This is a genomic window from Sphingomonas phyllosphaerae 5.2, from assembly GCF_000419605.1.
Taxonomy (GTDB): Bacteria; Pseudomonadota; Alphaproteobacteria; order Sphingomonadales; family Sphingomonadaceae; genus Sphingomonas; species Sphingomonas phyllosphaerae_B.
Genome location: NZ_ATTI01000001.1, coordinates 2,608,954 through 2,626,083, shown reverse-complemented (window position 1 = coordinate 2,626,083; position 17,130 = coordinate 2,608,954). Strand labels below are relative to the sequence as shown.

Here is a 17,130-nt window from a genome sequence, read left to right as displayed (position 1 = left end):
GGGCGGCAAAGCGCGATTGGGCTTGCTTCGTCAGGAACTTGGCGATGATAGTGCGCGAGAGATAAAGGGAGAGAATGATGCGGCTGGGGATAATCGCGGCGGTTGCGTTGCTGGCGGGCGGAGCGGCGCAGGCGGAGCCGGCGAAGCTCGATCCGAAGACCGCCGTTTACGAACTCAGGACCTATTATCCCGCGCCGGGCAAGGCGGCGGCGCTGAACGCCCGGTTTCGCGAGCATACGATGGTGCTGTTCGCGAAGCACGGCATGACGAACGTTGCCTATTGGAACGAGATCGCCACGGCGACGGCGCCGGAGGGGCGGCTGATCTACGTGCTCGCCTATCCCAGCCGCGAGGCGCGTGACGCGGACTGGGCGGCGTTCGGGAAAGACCCGGCGTGGCAGAAGGTGGTCGCGGAGTCGGAAGCGGCCGGCAAGCTGGTGACGAAAGTGGACAGCGTGTTCATGACCGGCGCCGATTACTCGCCGCCGATCCTGGGCAAGTAGCGTATTCATCCATCCGTCCTTGCGCGTGCAGCGAAGCAATTCAGGGTCCGACGACGACGCCCTGAATCGCTTCGCTACGCCCGCAAGGACGTCGCCCCCACGTCATCTCACGGAATTGGCTCACCGCGCTCGCGATGCCGGTGAGATCATGACCCGCTCGCAGCCGGCGTCGCGCCGGGCTTCAGCAGGTCGAGCACGGCGGCGGTCATCGCGGTGGCGCCGGTGGTGACGACCGCCTGCGGATCGACCTTGAACAGCGGCGAATGGTGCGACGGGATCGGTGCACCGCCTTTTGCAGCGGCGTCGAACGCGGCCTGCTGTGTGCCGCCGACCGCGAAATAATAGCCCTTCACGCCGTATTTCGGCTCGACGTACGCGGCAAAATCCTCGGCGCCCATGCCCTTTTGCTGGAACGGGATCACCTTGTCGGCGCCGAGCGTGGTCGCCATCACCCGGTTAAGGCGGCGCGCAAGGTCGCCGTCGTTGATCGTGGTCGGCGTGCCCTCGATCACCGTCACGACGGGCATCTTGTCGGCAGGCATGCCGTTCAGCTCGCCGATACCGTGCGCGACGCGGCGGATTCCGGCGAGCAGCTGCGCGCGTGTCGCCTCGTCGTTGGCGCGCACCGTCACCTGCAACTTGGCCTGATCGGAGATGATGTTGTGCTTCAATCCGGCATGGAAGCTGCCGACGGTGATGACCGCCGGGCGCAACGGCTGGCGCTCGCGGCTGACCAGCCCTTGCAGCGCGATGACCAACTGACTGGCCATGTAGACCGGGTCCTTGCCGGCCTGCGGGCTGGCGCCGTGCGCGCCGATGCCGGGGACGACGATATCGACGCTGTCGGAGGAACTGTACTGGATGTCCTCCGAGGCGGAGACGGTGCCGGCCAGCCCCTCCGAATTGGAGTGATAGGCAAGCGCGTAATCCGGTTTCGGAAAGCGCGTGTAGAGCCCGTCCTTGAGCATCGCCGCCGCGCCGCCGACGCGCTCCTCGGCGGGCTGGACGATGAAGACGATCGTGCCGACCCAGCGATCCTTCATCGCGGCGAGCCGGCGGGCGGTGGCGAGGAGCCCGACGATGTGCGTGTCGTGCCCGCATGCGTGCATCACCGGGGCCTCCACGCCGTCGATGCCGACCTGCCGATCGGTGCTGGCGTTGGCCAGACCGGATTTTTCCTCGACGGGCAGGCCGTCCATGTCGGCGCGGACCAGCACGACCGGACCGGCGCCGTTCTTCAGCACGCCCACCACGCCCGTGCCGCCGATCTTCTCGGTCACTTGTACTCCGGGGATCGCGCGGAAGGCGGCGGCCATCTTCGCGGCGGTGCGCGTTTCCTTGAACGACAGCTCGGGATGGCGGTGAAAGTCGTCCCACATCGCGGCGAGTGACTTGTCATAGTCGGCGCGGATCGCAGCGGCGTAATCGGGTTCGGCGAGCGCGGGATGCGCGACGGAGGCGAGGGCGGCGGCGGCGAGCAGAAAGCGCATGAATACCCCTTTTTCTGGAGCGTAGCGGGCGATGCCGCGGTCGGGAAGGGGGCGTGCGCGTTCGCCTTGGCGGGAACGTAGCGGCCTATCACAGGTTGTACTGACGATGTCGGCGCGGTGCCTTGGCCCGGACCGGTGGGGCTGCCCGACGTATCTGTCGCACGGCAACGAAATTCGATGAAGGAGACGACCATGAACCGCAAGATCGCTTTGGCCGCGGCCGCCAGTGCCATGCTGGTGCTGTCCGCGTGCAACACCGTAAGCGGCGCGGGCCGCGACTTGCAATCGGCCGGAGGTGCCGTGTCGGACGCCTCGGGCGAGAACCACAAGAAATGAGCTAAAGGGTGGGCGGGCTTCGGCCTGCCCCGCTGGCCACCGCCCGCCACGCAGGTGCGTGCGTGGCGGGCGGTCTCGCGTTCAGCGCGGCAACGCGGCTGCGGCGCGGGCGTGCGCCTCGATCTCGGGCAGCGTGCCCTCTGTCACCCAGCTGCCGCCGACGCACAGCACCGACGGGATCGCGAGCCAGTCCGGCGCGCTTGCCACGGTGATCCCGCCCGTCGGGCAGAACTTGCACTGGTAGAACGGGGCTGCGAGTGCCTTCAGCGCCTTCGCCCCGCCGCTGGTCTCGGCGGGGAAGAACTTGAAGTGCTCCAGTCCCATGTCCAGCCCGCGCATGATGTCGCCCGCGGTGGCAACACCGGGGAGCCACGGGATGCCCGCGTCCATGATCGCCTCGCCGGTCTTCGCAGACAGGCCGGGGGAGACGATGAACTCGGCCCCGGCATCCTTCACTTGCGCGACCTGTGCGGCGGTGACGACGGTGCCGGCGCCGACGATCGCGCCGGGCACCTGCTTCATCTCCCGGATGGCTTCGAGCGCGGCCGGGGTGCGCAGCGTCACCTCCAGGACCTTCAGCCCGCCGGCGACAAGCGCCTCGGCCAGCGGGCGTGCCTGCGCCGCGTCGTGGATGACCAGCACCGGAATTACCGGGCTGGTGCGCATGACGGTTTCGATGGTGCTCATGATTGATGTTCCTGCGCGAAAGCGGCCGCGGCGCCGAACAGGCCGGGCTGGGGATGGGTGATGAGCTTTACCGGCAAGCCGGACATCAGCGACTGGAAGCGGCCCTTGGAGACGAAGCGCTGGTCGAAGCCCGAACGCAGCAGCTTGTCCTTGATCCGCAGCCCCAGCCCGCCTGCGATCACGACGCCCTTCGCGCCATGCGCCAGCGCCAGGTCGCCCGCCACCGCGCCGAGCGCAAGGCAGAAGCGGTCGAGTGCGGCAAGCGCGATCGAATCGGTGCCCTCCAGCGCCTCCGTCCAGATCGCCTTGTCGTCCTTGTGGATGTAGGCACGACCCTCGAGCTCGGCGAGCGTTTCGTAGATCGCGACAATGCCGGGGCCGGCGACGATCCGCTCGGCGGAAACGCGGGTATAGGTCTTGCGCAGCCGCTTGAGCAGCGCATCCTCGATGCCGTCGAGCGGGGCATAGTCCATGTGCCCGCCCTCGGTCGGCAGCACGTTGTAGCGGCCGTCCTGCTTGTAGACCTGCGCCACACCCAGTCCGGTGCCGGGGCCGCAGACGGTGGTGACCCCCTGCGCCGGCAAGGGAATGTCCGGGCCGCAGAGATGCTCGAAATCAGCATCGGGCAGCTGTGCGACGGCATGGCCGATCGCGCCGAAATCGTTGATGATCGTCCAGGTTTCCGCGCCGAGCCGCTCCGGGATCAACGACGGTCGGATGACCCACGGGTTGTTGGTCATGCGGATCACGTCGCCGGTGATTGGAGAGGCGACGCCGATCGCGGCGGCATTGGGGAGCTCGCCACCCATCCGCTTGCGGAACGCCTCATAGGCGGTCTGGAGGCTGGCGTGCTCAGCGGTTTTCAGCGTGGTGGGTTCGCCAAGCGCGCGGACGCGGCCGCCCTCCACCTCGGCGATGGCGAAACGCGCGTGGGTCCCCCCGATATCGACCGCTACGACCTGCATTTCGCTCCTCTCCCATCCTTTTTCACCCCAGCGGACGCGGGGGCGTTTATCCACCGGGCGTGCGCCCGCTGCGCCCGACCAGGCTTTCGCCGCGGCGATGCGCGTTACAAACCCGCGCCGGCAAGGATCGCGCTGGCGCCTTTCTCGGCTTCGTCGGCGAGGCCGCGAAACAGGCCGAACAGCTCGCGACCCATGCCGGTGGCGGGCGGCGGTGCCGCAGCCTGCACGCGCGTGGCCCACTCGGCCGCGTCGACCAGCGCGTCCAGCGTGCCGGCTTCGGCATCGACGCGGATCAGGTCGCCATCGCGAATCAGGCCGATCGCGCCGCCGGCCCCGTTCAGGCCCGGCAACGCCTCGGGCGAGCAGTGGATCGCGCACGGCACCTTGCCACTGGCACCCGACATACGGCCATCGGTGACCAGCGCGACCCTGAAGCCGCGGTTCTGTAGCACGCCCAGTGGCGGGGTGAGCTTATGGAGTTCAGGCATCCCGTTGGCGCGTGGCCCCTGGAAGCGGACGACGACAACGACGTCCTGCTCCAGCTCACCGTTCTTGAACGCTTCGATCACGTCGAGCTGGTCGGCGAAGACACGCGCGGGCGCCTCGACGATCCAGCGATCGCGCTCGACCGCCGACACCTTGATGCAGGCGCGGCCGATATTGCCCTGTAGAATGCGCATTCCACCGTCGGGCGAGAAGGGCTGGGTGACCGGGCGCAGGATGGTCTCGTCGCGCGACTCGCCGGCCGGAGTCCAGGTGAGCGTGTCGCCGTCGAGCGTTGCCGCCGCGGCGTAGGCCGACAGGTCGTCGCCCGCGACGGTCATGATATCACGGTGGAGATAGCCGCCCGACAGCAGTTCCTTGATGACGTACGGCATCCCGCCCGCCGCCTCGAAGCCGTTCACGTCCGCCGAGCCGTTGGGGTAGACGCGCGCCAGCGTCGGCACCGCGGCGGACAGCCGGTCGAAATCCTCCCAGTCGATCGCGATACCGGCTGCGCGCGCGATGGCGGGAACGTGGAGCAGGTGATTGGTCGAACCACCCGTCGCCAGCAGGCCGACCGCCGCGTTGACGATCGCCTTCTCGTCGACGCACGCGCCGAGCGGGCGATAATCGTCGCCGTGGACGCCGATCCTGGCGAGGCGGTGGACCGCGGCGCGCGTCAGTTCCTGACGCAGCTTCGTACCCGGATTGACGAAGGCGGCGCCCGGCATGTGGAGGCCCATCACCTCCATCATCATCTGGTTGGTGTTGGCCGTGCCGTAGAAGGTGCAGGTGCCCTGCGTGTGGTAGGCGGCGATTTCCGCCTCCAGCAGTTCTTCGCGGCCGACCTCGCCGGTCGCGAAGCGCTCGCGCACCGCCGCCTTCGCCTTGTTGGGTAGCCCGGAGGGCATCGGCCCGCCGGGGATCAGGATCATCGGCAAATGCCCGAAGCGCAGCGCACCCATCAGCAGCCCGGGCACGATCTTGTCGCAAATGCCGAGCAGCGCCGCGCCCTCGAAGGTGCCGTGGCTGAGCGCGATCGCGGTCGAGAGCGCGATCGTGTCGCGGCTGAACAGCGACAGCTCCATGCCGGCATAGCCCTGCGTCACACCGTCGCACATCGCGGGCACGCCCCCGGCGACCTGCGCCGTCGCGCCCGCCTCGCGCGCCCAAACCTTCATCTGCTCGGGATAACGATAATAGACCGCATGCGCCGACAGCATGTCGTTGTAGGCGGTGACCAGCCCGATGTTCATCGCCTGGGTCTGCGTCTTCATCGCCTCGCGGTCTTCGGGCGTGCCGGCATAAGCGTGCGCGAGATTGGCGCAGCCGAGCCGCGGGCGCCCGGTCCACCCCTGGCGCTCCCGCTCGATCAGCGAAAGATACGCCTGCCGCGTCGGGCGGCTACGTTCGATGATGCGATCGGTGACCGCGGCGACGGCGGGGTTCATGATGATGCGTCCTCGTCATGCCGGGCCGGTCCCGGCATCCACGCTCCCGAAGGAGCCGTAGCGTAACCCCTTGCGACAGCGCCGCTCCCGGAACAAGGCTCTCCTGAGCCGCTCGAAGGTTCCAGGGTGACGCTGCGGCAAACCTGATAGGGCGTTTATGCCGCCCAGTGAATGTCGACGGGCAGTTCCACGTCGGCGAGCACGCGCCCGATCGGATAGGGCGAGCCGGCGCCCTGCTTGATCGCATCCTCGATCACCTTGCGCTTGGCGTCGCCCGTGACCGCGATCATCAGCGCGCGCGCGGTGGCGATCGCCTGGCGGCTGAGCGTGACGCGCGCGACCGGTGCCTCGGGCGGGAGCGGATCGGGCATGACGCCCAGCGCGCGACGCTCCTTGGGACCGTTCAACGCCTCGTCATAGTCGGGGCCGGGGAAGATCGACGCGGTATGCCCGTCGCCGCCCACGCCAAGCAGGCACAGGTCGAGCGGCCAGTGCAGGTCCTGCATCAGCGCGTCGGCGGAGCGGCCCGCGGCCTTGTAGTCCTCGGTGGCCTTGGGCACGATCGGTATCACGCGCGCGCCCTTCGGCAGGAAGATCTTGCCGAGCGCCGTGACGTTCGACAGCGTGTCGCCAAGCGGCACGATCCGCTCGTCGCCAGGCACGATCGTCACGCGCTTCCAATCGAGCTTCGCCTTGGCCAGTTTCTCATAGGCCGGCAGCGGGGTGTTGCCGCCGGCCAGCGCGATCACCGCGGAGCCGCGCGCATCGATCGCGCTTTCGATCACGAACTGGATGTCGCCCGCGACCGCATCCGCCAGCTCGGCGGCGTCATCATATTCCCACCATTCGATCTCGGTCATCATCTACCTCGTCACCCCCGCGAAGGCAGGGACTATCTCTGTTTCGGTCGTTCCGCCGGGCGGCGACGGACATTCGCCCGCTGCCTGCGCAGCAGCGACAGTGGCTGGATCAGCCGTCCTGCCGTGATCGCCGTGCGCCAGTCATCCTGCCCTGGTCATCCTGCCCTAGTCATCCTGCCACGTCACGTTGCCGCGCTCGGTCAGGGCGATGGCGCCGGCCGGGCCCCAGGTGCCGGCGGCGTAATGTTTCGGCTTGGTCTGGTTCGCGGCCCAGCCGGCGCGGATCGCGTCGATCCAGCGCCATTGCGCCTCGACTTCGTCACGACGCACGAACAGCGTCTGATCGCCCTCGACCAGGTCGAGCAGCAGCCGCTCATAGGCGATGCGGCGGCGCTTGCCGGCGAATTCGGCGTCCAGACTGAGGTTCAGCGGCACCTCGCGCAGGCGGACGCCGTCGCGGTCCAGGCCCGGCTCCTTGGTCATCACCAACAGCTGGACGTATTCCTCCGGCTGGAGGCGGATGATGAGCTTGTTCGGCTGCAACATCCCGCCGCGCCCCGAGAACATCGAATGCGGCACCGGCTTGAACTGTATCGCGATCTCGCTGCGGCGCTTGGCCATGCGCTTGCCGGTGCGCAGGTAGAAGGGCACGCCTTGCCAGCGCCAATTGTCGATATGCGCCTTGATCGCGACGAACGTCTCGACATCGCTGTCGTAGCCGAGCTCCTCGTCATAGCCCTTCACTACCTTTCCGCCGACCGCGCCTTCCTCATATTGGCCCGTGACGGTGTTCTGCTGCACCTCCTCGGGCGCGATTTTGCGCATCGAGCGGAAGACCTTGGCCTTTTCGTCGCGGATCGCGGTGCCGTCATACAGCGCCGGCGGCTCCATGGCGATCAGCGCCACCAGCTGCAGCATGTGGTTCGCGACCATGTCGCGCAACGCGCCGGCACCTTCGTAATACCCGGCGCGGTCTTCCAGTCCGACCGTCTCGGCGATCGTGATCTGGACGTTGTCGATCCCCTGCGCGTTCCAGATCGGCTCGAACATCGAATTGCCGAAGCGCAGCGTCAGGATGTTCTGCACCGTCTCCTTGCCGAGGTAATGGTCGATGCGGAAGATGCGCTCCTCGGGGAAGACCGAGGCGACAGTGTCGTTGATCTCGCGGCTGGATTCCAGGTCGTAGCCGAGCGGCTTCTCCAGCCCGATCCGTACGGTCTCTCCGGCGAGCCCGACGCTCTCCAGCCCCTTGACCGCCGGCTCGAACAACGACGGCGCGGTCGAGAGATAGATGGCGAGCCCGCCGGAGATGTCGCCGATCTTGTCGGCGAGCGCCTGGAAGGTGGACCCGTCAGACAGGTCCACCGGCTGGAAGAACAGCCGCTCGAGGAAAGACGACAGCGCGCTTTCATCCTTGCGGTCCGCGGGCAGGAACTCGTCGAGCGCCTTGTGCGTGGCCTCGCGGAAGCCGTCGTCGGTGAGGTCGCCGCGCGCCGATCCGGTGATGGTCAGCCCCTCCGGCAGCAGCCCGTCGGCGTGGAGGCCGTAAAGCGAAGGCAGCAGCATCCGCTTGGCGAGGTCGCCCGTCGCACCGAACAACAGCAGCTTGCCGACCGGGTTGCGCTCCAACTCGCGTCTCCTTGGATTGATTACAGGGTCAGGCCGGCAACGGGATCGAGCCCGGCCATGATGTTCAAATTCTGCACGGCGGCGCCCGCGGCACCCTTGCCGAGATTGTCGAGCGTCGCGATCAGCAACGCCTGGCCGGTCGCGGCGTTGCCGGTGACGCGCAGGGTCATGCGATCGGTGTTCGCATCATCCTCGATCCGCACCACCGTCGCTGCCTCATGCGCAAAGCGGACCACGCGCCCGCCGTCGTAGGCGCTGGCCAGTACCTCCGCGACGTCGGTCAGCGTAGCGGGTCGGGCGAGTTGCGCGAGGTGTATCGGCACCTGCACGACCATGCCGCGATAGGCGCGCGCGACCGCGGGCTGAAAGATCGGGGCGTGCTCCAGCCCGGCATGACGCCGCATCTCCGGCGCATGTTTGTGCGCAAGTGCAAGCGCATAGGGGCGGAAGGCGGTGATCGTCTCGCCGCCCTCGAACTCCGCGATCATCGACTTGCCGCCACCGGAATAGCCGGAGATGGCATTCACGCTGAGCAGCGCATCGGCGCCGAGCAGCCCGGCACGCACCAGCGGGCGGACGAGCGCGAGAAAGCCCGTTGGATAGCAGCCGGGATTGCTGACGAAGCGTGCTGTGGCGATCTTTTCGGCCTGGTCCGGGTCGAGCTCGGCGAAGCCGTAGGTCCAGCCCTCGGCAGTGCGATGTGCGGTCGAGGCATCGATGACGCGGGTATGGTCGTTGGCGATCATCGCCACCGCATCGCGTGCCGCATCGTCGGGCAGGCACAGGATGACGACGTCGGCGGCGTTGATCGCCTCCGCGCGCGCCGCGTCGTCCTTGCGACGGCTTTCGTCGAGCGTGACCAGCTTCACGTCGCGCCGCGAGTCGAGCCGCTCGCGGATTTCGAGCCCCGTGGTCCCGACCGCGCCGTCGATGAAGACGCGCACGGTCATTGGGGCTGCACCGCCGCGCCATCGAGATAGCCGACGCGGCCCGCCTCGACCGCGATACCCCAGGCGACCCCTCCGGTCATGTCGAGCAGGTCGAACGCCGCACCCGGCGCCAGCGTGGCGAGCACCGTGCTGCCGGGATCGCGCGCCTCGCGCAGCGTCGCTGCGTGCCGGACGGTCCGACGCAGAGGCGCGGCGTAGTGTGGCGCAAAGACGCTGTCGGCCAACCTGACGTCGGCGATGTCGGGGCGCACGGCATTGGTGCGCGGATCGAGCACGCGCGACCGGCCGGTGAGCGCAAATCCGCTACGCCCGGGCCGTGTCGGCGCCGCCGACCGGTCGAGCGGCGGCAGGGGCGGCGTCCCCTTCGCCGATGAACTGCCCGAACTCTTCAAGAAAATCTGCCCCCTCGGTCGTGCGGGCGACGAAGATGTTGCGTTTGTCGCTGTCGTCGCGCTGGCGGCGCAGATAGCCCAGCGCCCCCAGTCTGTTCAAGGCGCGCGTCACCACCGGCTTCGACACGTTCAATATGCGCGCCAGCCCGCGCACCGTATGCGGCCCCGGTCGCAGGTACACGACCAGCAGCAGCGCCATCTGGCGATTGGTGAGATCGGGTTCGCCCGACCGCACGTAATCCACCAGCGCATTCATCCACGAACTCAGTTCGGGTTGAGCCAATGTCGCCATGTCCTCGTCCCGTTTGATGGAAGGCCGGATGATCCCGGATATCGATTGACTAACGCCCGCTTTCGCGGCTGGTTTCAGGACTGTTACGAATTTGCACGGCAACCCGTCGCGGTGCCCGTGCGGGCGCGGTTGATCCTTCGGCGGCGCTCCCCTATGTGCGCAGCGATCCGGGCGGCGCGCGTTCGCGCCGCCGCCCGATTTCTTCACGTCGGAATCGTACCCAGCCCATGTTCACCTTCCTGATCGTCCTCCAGGCCATCATCGCGGCGGCCCTCGTCACCGTGATCCTGATGCAGCGGTCGGAAGGCGGCGGCCTGACCTCTTCGGGCAGCCCGTCGGGGTTGATGTCGGCGCGCGGCGCGGCGGATTTCCTGACCCGCGCCACATCGGTGCTGGCGGCATTGTTCATCCTGATGAGCATCACGCTGGCATTCATCGCGGCGCACCGCGGCGCGGTATCGGTCGACACGTCATTGCAGCGGCGTGCGCCCGCCGCGCAGACCCAGGCACCGCCGACGGCCGCCACGCAGGCCGATCCGTTGGCCGCCGCGGCGCAGAACGCCGCCGCTCCGGCACCGGCTCCGGCCGACAATGGCGTGCCGCTGGCACGCTGATCCGCCGATATCATTGTCGGTTCGTCGCGTGCGGGCAACCGCGCGCTTGCCCTGTTGCGTATTTGAAGGTTAGGGGTTGCGTCCCATGGCGCGGTACATTTTCATCACCGGCGGCGTGGTCTCCTCGCTCGGCAAGGGTCTCATGGCAGCGAGCCTCGCGGCGTTGCTGCAGGCGCGCGGTTATCGCGTGCGGATCCGCAAGTTCGATCCCTACCTGAACGTCGATCCGGGCACGATGAGCCCGTATCAGCACGGCGAGGTCTACGTCACCGACGACGGCGCGGAGACCGACCTCGATCTCGGTCATTACGAGCGCTTCACCGGTGTGTCGGCGCGGCAGTCCGACAATGTGACCAGCGGCCGGATCTACAAGACGATCATCGAGCGCGAGCGGCGCGGCGACTATCTGGGCGCGACCGTGCAGGTGATCCCGCACGTCACCGATGCGATCAAGGCGTTCGCCAAGGCGGAGACCGACGACCTCGACTTCGTGCTGTGCGAAATCGGCGGGACGGTCGGCGATATCGAGTCGCTGCCGTTCATCGAGGCGATCCGCCAGCTGAAGAACGAGGTCGGGCGCGGCAATGCGATCAGCATCCACGTCACGCTGGTGCCGTATATCGCGGCAGCCGGCGAGCTGAAGACCAAGCCGACGCAGCATTCGGTGCGTGAGCTGGCGGCGCTGGGCGTGCAGCCCGACGTGCTGGTGTGCCGTTGCGAACAGCCGCTACCTGAATCGGAACGCGCCAAGATCGCGCTGTTCTGCAACGTGCCGGAGAGCGCGGTGATTCCGGCACTCGACGCGAAAAGCATCTACGCGGTGCCGTTGCAATATCACGGCGAGGGGCTCGATTCGGAAGTGCTGCGCGCGTTCGGGATCACCCCGTCGTCGCCGCCCGACCTGAGCCGCTGGGCAGAGATCGTCGAGCGGCTGATGCAGCCCGAAGGCGAAGTAACGGTCGGCGTCGTCGGCAAGTATGTCGGCCTGCAGGACGCGTACAAGTCGCTTAACGAGGCGCTGGTGCACGGCGGGATCGCGAATCGCGTAAAGGTCAACATCCGCTGGATCGACGCCGAATTGTTCGAGGGCGACGATGACAGCGAGATCGCGGCGCATCTGGAGCCGTGCGACGCGATCCTCGTCCCCGGCGCGTTCGGGTCACGCGGGGCGGAGGGCAAGATCGCCTCGGTCCGCTTTGCGCGCGAGCATAACGTGCCGTATTTCGGGATCTGCTTCGGAATGCAGATGGCGTGTGTCGAGGGCGCGCGTGATCTCGCCGGGATCGCACAGGCTTCGTCCACGGAGTTCGGACCGACCACGGAGCCGGTCGTCGGGCTGATCACCGAATGGATGGGCGAGCGCGGCCTGGAGAAGCGCGCCGAGAACGGCGACCTGGGCGGTACGATGCGGCTGGGTGCGTACCCGGCGGCGCTGACCGGCAACAGCGTGGTCGCATCGATCTACGGCAGCGACACGATCGAGGAGCGCCATCGTCATCGCTACGAGGTGAACACTTCGTACCGGGAAGCGCTGGAGAAAGGCGGTTTGGTGTTCTCGGGCATGTCGCCCGACGGCACGCTGCCCGAGATCGTCGAGCGGCCCGACCATCCGTGGTTCGTCGGCGTGCAGTTCCACCCGGAGCTGAAAAGCAAGCCGTTCGACCCGCATCCGCTGTTCGCCAGCTTCATCGCTGCGGCCGTCAAGCAAAGCCGACTGGTCTGATCCATCCGCTCCGGCCGCCGTTGCGCATCCTGGGGCACCCCGTTAACCTTCCGTTTACAAATAATAACGGGAGGATGGCATGATGGGACGATCGGCAGGATTGCTGTGTGCGGTGGCGATGATGGTCGCGGTGCCGGCGGCGGCGCAAACGACGGTGCCGCCGTTCTCATCGCTGACGGTGTTCGGTGATAGCCTGGTCGACGCCGGAAACGTCCGCAAGCTGGGTTTCGGGGCCGACCCGGCCAAGGGTTATGTCGATGGGCGCTTCACCAACGGCTATGACTATACCGACTTGCTGAGCATCGCCATGTTCGGAACGCCGACCGTGGCGTCGCTGAACAACGGCAGCAACTTCGCCTTCGGAGGCGCGCGCGCGACCGCCACGACGTTTGTGCCGGACGCACTGGAACAGGTCGGGCTGTACAAACTGGCGCTGGCTGGCGGAAAGACAGCCGACCCGAGGGGATTGTACGTCCTTAACTTCGGCGGCAACGACGTGTTCGCGGCCGTGGAGGGGCCGGCGTCCGGCGTGACCGATCCCGACGCCTACCTCCGGACCGCGGCTGCGAATTACGCCGCCGCCGTCGCGGCGCTCGGCAAGCTCGGCGCCCGCAACATCCTGCTGACCGGGTTTCCGGTCGCCATCCCCGGTGCGCCGCTCGCCTATTCAATCAAGGCGGAGGGATATCTGTCAAGCGAACTGGCGAAGCTACAACTCACCCCGGACACCAGGTTGATGCGGTACAGCTATCTCGACTTCTTCGGTCGCCTGCAGGCCAACCCCGCGGCCTATGACCTGCCGGACACGCTGATCCTGCCGGTCGAAAAGAGGCCGGAGACGACCTGCCAGGGAGCAGCGGCCTTCCCGGCGTGCACCGGTTATTTCTCGTTCGACGGCACGCATCCGACAGCCGCCGTGCATCGCGCGCTGTACAACGACATCAACAGCACGTTCGGCTTCGGGCTGGCGGCGGTGCCGGAACCGGCGACATGGGCGATGTTGCTGCTGGGGTTCGCCAGTGTCGGCGCGGCGTTGCGCCGCGATCGACGGCGGCGCGTGCCGGCGTAGAAAAGGGAAAGGCGCCCGAGCCTTGCGGCCCGGACGCCCCCACCGGCGCCTCGAAAGGGAGCAAAGAGACGCCGATCCCGGTCAGGCGGCCTGTGCTTCGTCGGCCACCTTGTTCTCGACGGCGGCGAGCGGTGCGCCGGTCCGGATCGAAATGCTCTTCGGCTTCATCGCCTCGGGCACCTCGCGAACCAGATCGATCACCAGCAGGCCATCGTTCAATCGTGCGTCCTCCACGAACACGAAGTCGGCCAACTCGAACCGCCGCTCGAAGCTGCGGTTAGCGATGCCGAGGTGGAGGAACTGATTATTCTCCGCCTTGTCGTCCTTCTTGCCGGTCACCAGCAACAGATTCTGCTGCGCGGTGATCTCGATCTCCTCGCGGCTGAATCCGGCGACGGCCAGCGTGATACGGTAGCGGTCGTCGGCGACGCGCTCCAGGTTGAACGGCGGGTAATTCTCCGCACTGCTCCGTGCATTGGCTTCGATCAGGTCGAAGAGCCGGTCGAAACCGATCGTGGAGCGGCGGTAAGGGGTCAAATCGAAACGCATCGTCAAATCCTCCGATGAGCTATTTGAAAGCGACGCCCGGGTCTCCGCGGCGTCTGTTCCGTGCGGCCCGGTGACCAGCACCGCACGCTTCGGAATTTGGGGCCGATGCGAAGCGTTTCAAGGGGGTACAAAACTCCTACTTTGTTGATGGGGTATGCAAAGGCGGGCACACCGGCGACGAGACGTCCACAAGGGGGAATTCGCATGTCCGTCACTCTAGCCATGTTGCTGGCCGCGCAGTCCGGCGTCCCGGTCGCCGCCACCCAGCAGCAGTCGCCCACACCGGTGGTGGTGGGCGAGCGCGCCACGCCGGCGACGACGCCGGGCGACCCCGCGCGCACCGAGGAGCAGGTGCAGCGCAGCTCGGCTGCGTCGGACGTGGTGGTCACCGCACGGCGGCGGGCCGAATCGGCTCAGAACGTGCCGATCCCGATCTCGGTCGTCGGCGTGAAGGAGCTGGACGCCACCGGCAGCTTCAACGTCCAGCGGCTTCAGCAACTCCAGCCGACGCTGCAATTCTATTCCACCAACCCGCGCAATTCGTCGATCAACATCCGCGGGCTGGGCGCGCCGCTCGGGCTCACCAATGACGGGATCGAGCAGGGCGTCGGCATCTATATCGACCAGGTGTATCTCAGCCGTGTCGCGGCGGCGACACTCGACTTCCTGGACGTCCAGCAGATCGAGACACTGCGCGGACCACAAGGCACGCTTTACGGCAAGAACACCGTGGCGGGCGCAATCAACATCACCAGCAAGGCACCCAGCTTTACCCCGCAGGGCCGCGCCGAAGTTTCGGTAGGCAATCTTGAGTTCAAGCAGGGCAAGGCGTCCGTGTCCGGCCCGCTGACCGACAATGTGGCGATCCGGCTGGGGCTGTCGACCACCAGCCGCCGCGGCACGATCGAGAATGTCGCGACCGGTCAATATGTCAATGCGCAGGACAATCTCGGCATCCGCACCGCGATCCTGTGGAAGGCGACCGACGACCTGAACGTTACCTTGTCGGGCGATTATTCGCGCCAGAACCCGGCGTGCTGCGCGCAGATCTTCGTCCGCTTGGGTAACACGCAACGCCCGCTTAACCGGCAGTTCGACGCACTGGCGGCGGCGCAGGGCTATGCGCCGCCCAGCCGTAACCCGTTTGATCGGGTGACCGACCTCGACGCGCAACTGAGCGCGCGCAACGAACTGGGCGGGCTGTCGCTGCGTGGCGAGTACCGGCTGGGCGAGGGGACGCTGACGTCGATCACCGCATGGCGTTTCTGGGACTGGCTGCCTGCCAACGATCGCGACTTCACCGGACTGCCGATCACCACTCTGTCGCAAAACCCGAGCCGGCAGGACCAATATACGCAGGAATTCCGCTATGCCGGGGAGGGGCACGGGTTCGATTACGTGCTGGGCGCCTTCGGATTCTACCAGACGATCAACACCACCGGCACGCAGCGGCAGGGTCCGGCGGCGAGCCGATGGCTCATCAACCCGTCCAGCGCGCTGTCGCGCGATCCGTCTGTGCTCGACGGGCTGACCGCGAACAACGACATCAGCCTGAAGAACTTTTCGGGCGCGTTGTTCGGCAAGCTCAACTGGAAGGTTGGGGACGATGTCACGCTGTCGCCGGGCGTGCGGCTCAACTATGATGACAAGGTCGGCAGCTACATCAGCGTGGTGCGCGACGGGCAGGGCAATCTGGTCCCCGCAACCGGCGGCAACGCACGACAGGCGGCGCAGCGCGACGCGATCCAGCCGCAAGAATTCCGCGACCAGAAGTTCCAGCAGTGGAACGTCTCCTACGATGTCACCGCGTCGTACAAGCCGTCGCGCGATGTGCTGTTGTACGCCACATACGCGCACAGCTTCAAATCGGGCGGGCTGAACCTGAACGGCGTGCCGGTGGTGAACGGTGTGGTGCAAACGCAACTGGCGCAGGTGAAACCCGAGAAGGTCGACCATTTCGAGCTGGGCGCAAAGACGCAATTCTGGGATCGCAAGGTGACGTTGAACGTCACCGGGTTCTGGACCGAGATCCGTGATTATCAGGCGGTGGTAAACAACAGCTCGACGTCGACGCTGCGCGGCTATCTGGCCAATGCCGGCAAGGTGCGGGTGCGGGGCGTGGAGGCCGACTTTTCCGTGCGGCCGAGCGACCGGGTGACCTTCTATACCAATGGCGCCTTCACCGACCACGAATACGTCGACTTCAAGAACGCGCCGTGCCCGCCGGAATTGTCGGGCGGCGGCAGCGGAGCGACGATCGGTGCACCCGGCCAGCCGGGAACGAACAGTCCGGTGGCGTGCGATATCTCCGGACAATGGTTGCCGGGGATATCCAAGTTCGCCTTCTCCTATGGCGGCGAATACAATCTGCCCGCGGCGGTGTTCGGCCAGTCGGGCGAGGCCTATGCGGGGGTGGACGCGAATTCGCGGACGAAGTTCTCGTCCAATGCGTCGCGCTCGATTTACACCGATGTCGCCGGCTACACGCTGGTGAACGCGCGGCTGGGTTTCCGGACCGATGGCGGGGTGAACGTGTTCGGCTGGGTGCGGAACCTGTTCGATACCGAATATTACGAGGTGCTGGCGACGACCCCGGGTAACACCGGGTTGATCGCCGGGAACGTCGGCGATCCGCGCACCTACGGGATGACGGTTGGGTTCGGGTTCTAGGCGGCGTCGACCTTCAGCGCCTCACGGGTGCCGGACTGATCGCGAACGAAGATTATCCATTTGTTCGGGTGAGCGGCCCTCGCATGATCGGCGGATAAGCTTCGTCCACCCGTCATCGCGAGCCAAGCGAAGCCTGGCGTGCTTCGCTTGGCTCGTAATGACGGCGCTTGCAGGGAAACCCGCTGAACGTCGATCGGCGCCAGGAACGGGTTTGGGGACCGCCTGACGCTGCGGTTCGGATGACGGCGGCTCCGGCACCTTGGCCGGCCGACAGCGACAGGTAGCTGGTCCTCGCATGATGTCCCGGGGCGATCCGCAGCGCCGATGCGAAGCCTTCGTCATGACGCCCAGCCGGAGCGTTCGTCGTTCGCAGGATGGTCGGTCGTCGCGCGCCGTGCGATGTTTTTCCGCCACGGGATTGCGCCCAAACGGCAAACGCCCGGGCCGTTTTCACGACCCGGGCGCCT

The 17,130-nt window shown here is 66.9% G+C and carries 16 protein-coding genes; 6 read left to right on the top strand and 10 right to left on the bottom strand.

The genetic code is table 11. The features are described from left to right. Positions 1 to 77 precede the first annotated feature (77 nt). A complete protein-coding gene (locus SPHPHY_RS20095) occupies positions 78 to 503 on the top strand; it encodes an NIPSNAP family protein (RefSeq protein WP_043131134.1) in 426 nt (141 codons plus the stop codon). Between the two features lie 146 nt (positions 504 to 649). Here SPHPHY_RS20095 and SPHPHY_RS0112280 read toward each other — a convergent pair whose 3' ends face one another. Beyond that, on the bottom strand, positions 650 to 1,993 hold the full coding sequence (locus SPHPHY_RS0112280) for an amidohydrolase (protein WP_022686982.1): 1,344 nt from the start codon (positions 1,991 to 1,993) through the stop codon (positions 650 to 652). 192 nt (positions 1,994 to 2,185) lie between these two features. Here SPHPHY_RS0112280 and SPHPHY_RS21425 point away from each other — a divergent pair, with 192 nt between their 5' ends. Further along, positions 2,186 to 2,329, top strand: a complete 144-nt coding sequence (locus tag SPHPHY_RS21425; RefSeq protein WP_081645428.1) for an entericidin A/B family lipoprotein — start codon at positions 2,186 to 2,188, stop codon at positions 2,327 to 2,329. Between the two features lie 81 nt (positions 2,330 to 2,410). Here SPHPHY_RS21425 and eda read toward each other — a convergent pair whose 3' ends face one another. From eda to SPHPHY_RS0112235, 8 genes are all read right to left on the bottom strand, one after another. Beyond that, entirely contained in the window at positions 2,411 to 3,016 is a 606-nt protein-coding gene (eda, locus tag SPHPHY_RS0112270) for a bifunctional 4-hydroxy-2-oxoglutarate aldolase/2-dehydro-3-deoxy-phosphogluconate aldolase (protein WP_022686980.1), read from the bottom strand. Then, entirely contained in the window at positions 3,013 to 3,981 is a 969-nt protein-coding gene (gene glk / locus SPHPHY_RS0112265) for a glucokinase (RefSeq protein ID WP_022686979.1), read from the bottom strand. The genes eda and glk overlap by 4 nt, the downstream gene beginning before the upstream one ends. A gap of 104 nt (positions 3,982 to 4,085) precedes the next feature. Continuing rightward, positions 4,086 to 5,915: a phosphogluconate dehydratase gene (gene edd, locus SPHPHY_RS0112260; protein WP_022686978.1), complete on the bottom strand. Its 1,830-nt coding sequence runs from the start codon at positions 5,913 to 5,915 to the stop codon at positions 4,086 to 4,088. A 155-nt stretch (positions 5,916 to 6,070) separates the two neighbouring features. Further along, the gene (gene pgl / locus SPHPHY_RS0112255; RefSeq protein WP_022686977.1) at positions 6,071 to 6,778 is read right to left on the bottom strand and encodes a 6-phosphogluconolactonase; all 708 of its coding nucleotides are present in this window, start codon (positions 6,776 to 6,778) and stop codon (positions 6,071 to 6,073) included. A 162-nt stretch (positions 6,779 to 6,940) separates the two neighbouring features. Beyond that, the gene (gene zwf, locus SPHPHY_RS0112250) at positions 6,941 to 8,404 is read right to left on the bottom strand and encodes a glucose-6-phosphate dehydrogenase (RefSeq protein WP_022686976.1); all 1,464 of its coding nucleotides are present in this window, start codon (positions 8,402 to 8,404) and stop codon (positions 6,941 to 6,943) included. 20 nt (positions 8,405 to 8,424) lie between these two features. After that, entirely contained in the window at positions 8,425 to 9,354 is a 930-nt protein-coding gene (gene argC, locus SPHPHY_RS0112245; protein ID WP_022686975.1) for an N-acetyl-gamma-glutamyl-phosphate reductase, read from the bottom strand. Beyond that, on the bottom strand, positions 9,351 to 9,629 hold the full coding sequence (locus SPHPHY_RS20090; protein ID WP_022686974.1) for an SH3 domain-containing protein: 279 nt from the start codon (positions 9,627 to 9,629) through the stop codon (positions 9,351 to 9,353). Before SPHPHY_RS20090 ends, argC begins: the two co-directional genes overlap by 4 nt. Before the next feature lie 28 nt (positions 9,630 to 9,657). Further along, positions 9,658 to 10,002 carry a MarR family transcriptional regulator gene (locus SPHPHY_RS0112235; protein ID WP_028056853.1) on the bottom strand — a complete coding sequence of 115 codons (345 nt, stop codon included), beginning with the start codon at positions 10,000 to 10,002 and terminating at the stop codon, positions 9,658 to 9,660. A 263-nt stretch (positions 10,003 to 10,265) separates the two neighbouring features. Here SPHPHY_RS0112235 and secG point away from each other — a divergent pair, with 263 nt between their 5' ends. The 3 genes from secG to SPHPHY_RS22545 all read left to right on the top strand — a co-directional run bounded on the left by secG (position 10,266) and on the right by SPHPHY_RS22545 (position 13,444). Further along, on the top strand, positions 10,266 to 10,652 hold the full coding sequence (secG, locus tag SPHPHY_RS0112230) for a preprotein translocase subunit SecG (protein WP_022686972.1): 387 nt from the start codon (positions 10,266 to 10,268) through the stop codon (positions 10,650 to 10,652). Positions 10,653 to 10,737: 85 nt separating this feature from the next. Beyond that, entirely contained in the window at positions 10,738 to 12,375 is a 1,638-nt protein-coding gene (locus tag SPHPHY_RS0112225; RefSeq protein WP_022686971.1) for a CTP synthase, read from the top strand. A 79-nt stretch (positions 12,376 to 12,454) separates the two neighbouring features. Next, the gene (locus tag SPHPHY_RS22545; RefSeq protein ID WP_081645302.1) at positions 12,455 to 13,444 is read left to right on the top strand and encodes an SGNH/GDSL hydrolase family protein; all 990 of its coding nucleotides are present in this window, start codon (positions 12,455 to 12,457) and stop codon (positions 13,442 to 13,444) included. 81 nt (positions 13,445 to 13,525) lie between these two features. Here SPHPHY_RS22545 and SPHPHY_RS0112215 read toward each other — a convergent pair whose 3' ends face one another. Continuing rightward, positions 13,526 to 13,993, bottom strand: a complete 468-nt coding sequence (locus SPHPHY_RS0112215; protein ID WP_022686969.1) for an Hsp20 family protein — start codon at positions 13,991 to 13,993, stop codon at positions 13,526 to 13,528. Between the two features lie 204 nt (positions 13,994 to 14,197). On the opposite strand from SPHPHY_RS0112215, the gene SPHPHY_RS20085 reads away from it, so the two are divergent. Next, on the top strand, positions 14,198 to 16,663 hold the full coding sequence (locus tag SPHPHY_RS20085) for a TonB-dependent receptor (protein ID WP_043130041.1): 2,466 nt from the start codon (positions 14,198 to 14,200) through the stop codon (positions 16,661 to 16,663). Positions 16,664 to 17,130: the final 467 nt, after the last annotated feature.

Bases quoted from the DNA above. Each gene is read 5' to 3' on its own strand.
- SPHPHY_RS0112215 (WP_022686969.1), bottom strand. From the start codon at position 13,993: ATGCGTTTCGATTTGACCCCTTACCGCCGCTCCACGATCGGTTTCGAC.
- eda (WP_022686980.1), bottom strand. From the start codon at position 3,016: ATGAGCACCATCGAAACCGTCATGCGCACCAGCCCGGTAATTCCGGTG.
- secG (WP_022686972.1), top strand. From the start codon at position 10,266: ATGTTCACCTTCCTGATCGTCCTCCAGGCCATCATCGCGGCGGCCCTC.
- argC (WP_022686975.1), bottom strand. From the start codon at position 9,354: ATGACCGTGCGCGTCTTCATCGACGGCGCGGTCGGGACCACGGGGCTC.
- SPHPHY_RS0112225 (WP_022686971.1), top strand. From the start codon at position 10,738: ATGGCGCGGTACATTTTCATCACCGGCGGCGTGGTCTCCTCGCTCGGC.
- SPHPHY_RS21425 (WP_081645428.1), top strand. From the start codon at position 2,186: ATGAACCGCAAGATCGCTTTGGCCGCGGCCGCCAGTGCCATGCTGGTG.
- SPHPHY_RS22545 (WP_081645302.1), top strand. From the start codon at position 12,455: ATGATGGGACGATCGGCAGGATTGCTGTGTGCGGTGGCGATGATGGTC.
- SPHPHY_RS0112235 (WP_028056853.1), bottom strand. From the start codon at position 10,002: ATGAATGCGCTGGTGGATTACGTGCGGTCGGGCGAACCCGATCTCACC.
- glk (WP_022686979.1), bottom strand. From the start codon at position 3,981: ATGCAGGTCGTAGCGGTCGATATCGGGGGGACCCACGCGCGTTTCGCC.
- edd (WP_022686978.1), bottom strand. From the start codon at position 5,915: ATGAACCCCGCCGTCGCCGCGGTCACCGATCGCATCATCGAACGTAGC.
- SPHPHY_RS20085 (WP_043130041.1), top strand. From the start codon at position 14,198: ATGTCCGTCACTCTAGCCATGTTGCTGGCCGCGCAGTCCGGCGTCCCG.
- pgl (WP_022686977.1), bottom strand. From the start codon at position 6,778: ATGATGACCGAGATCGAATGGTGGGAATATGATGACGCCGCCGAGCTG.
- SPHPHY_RS0112280 (WP_022686982.1), bottom strand. From the start codon at position 1,993: ATGCGCTTTCTGCTCGCCGCCGCCGCCCTCGCCTCCGTCGCGCATCCC.
- SPHPHY_RS20095 (WP_043131134.1), top strand. From the start codon at position 78: ATGCGGCTGGGGATAATCGCGGCGGTTGCGTTGCTGGCGGGCGGAGCG.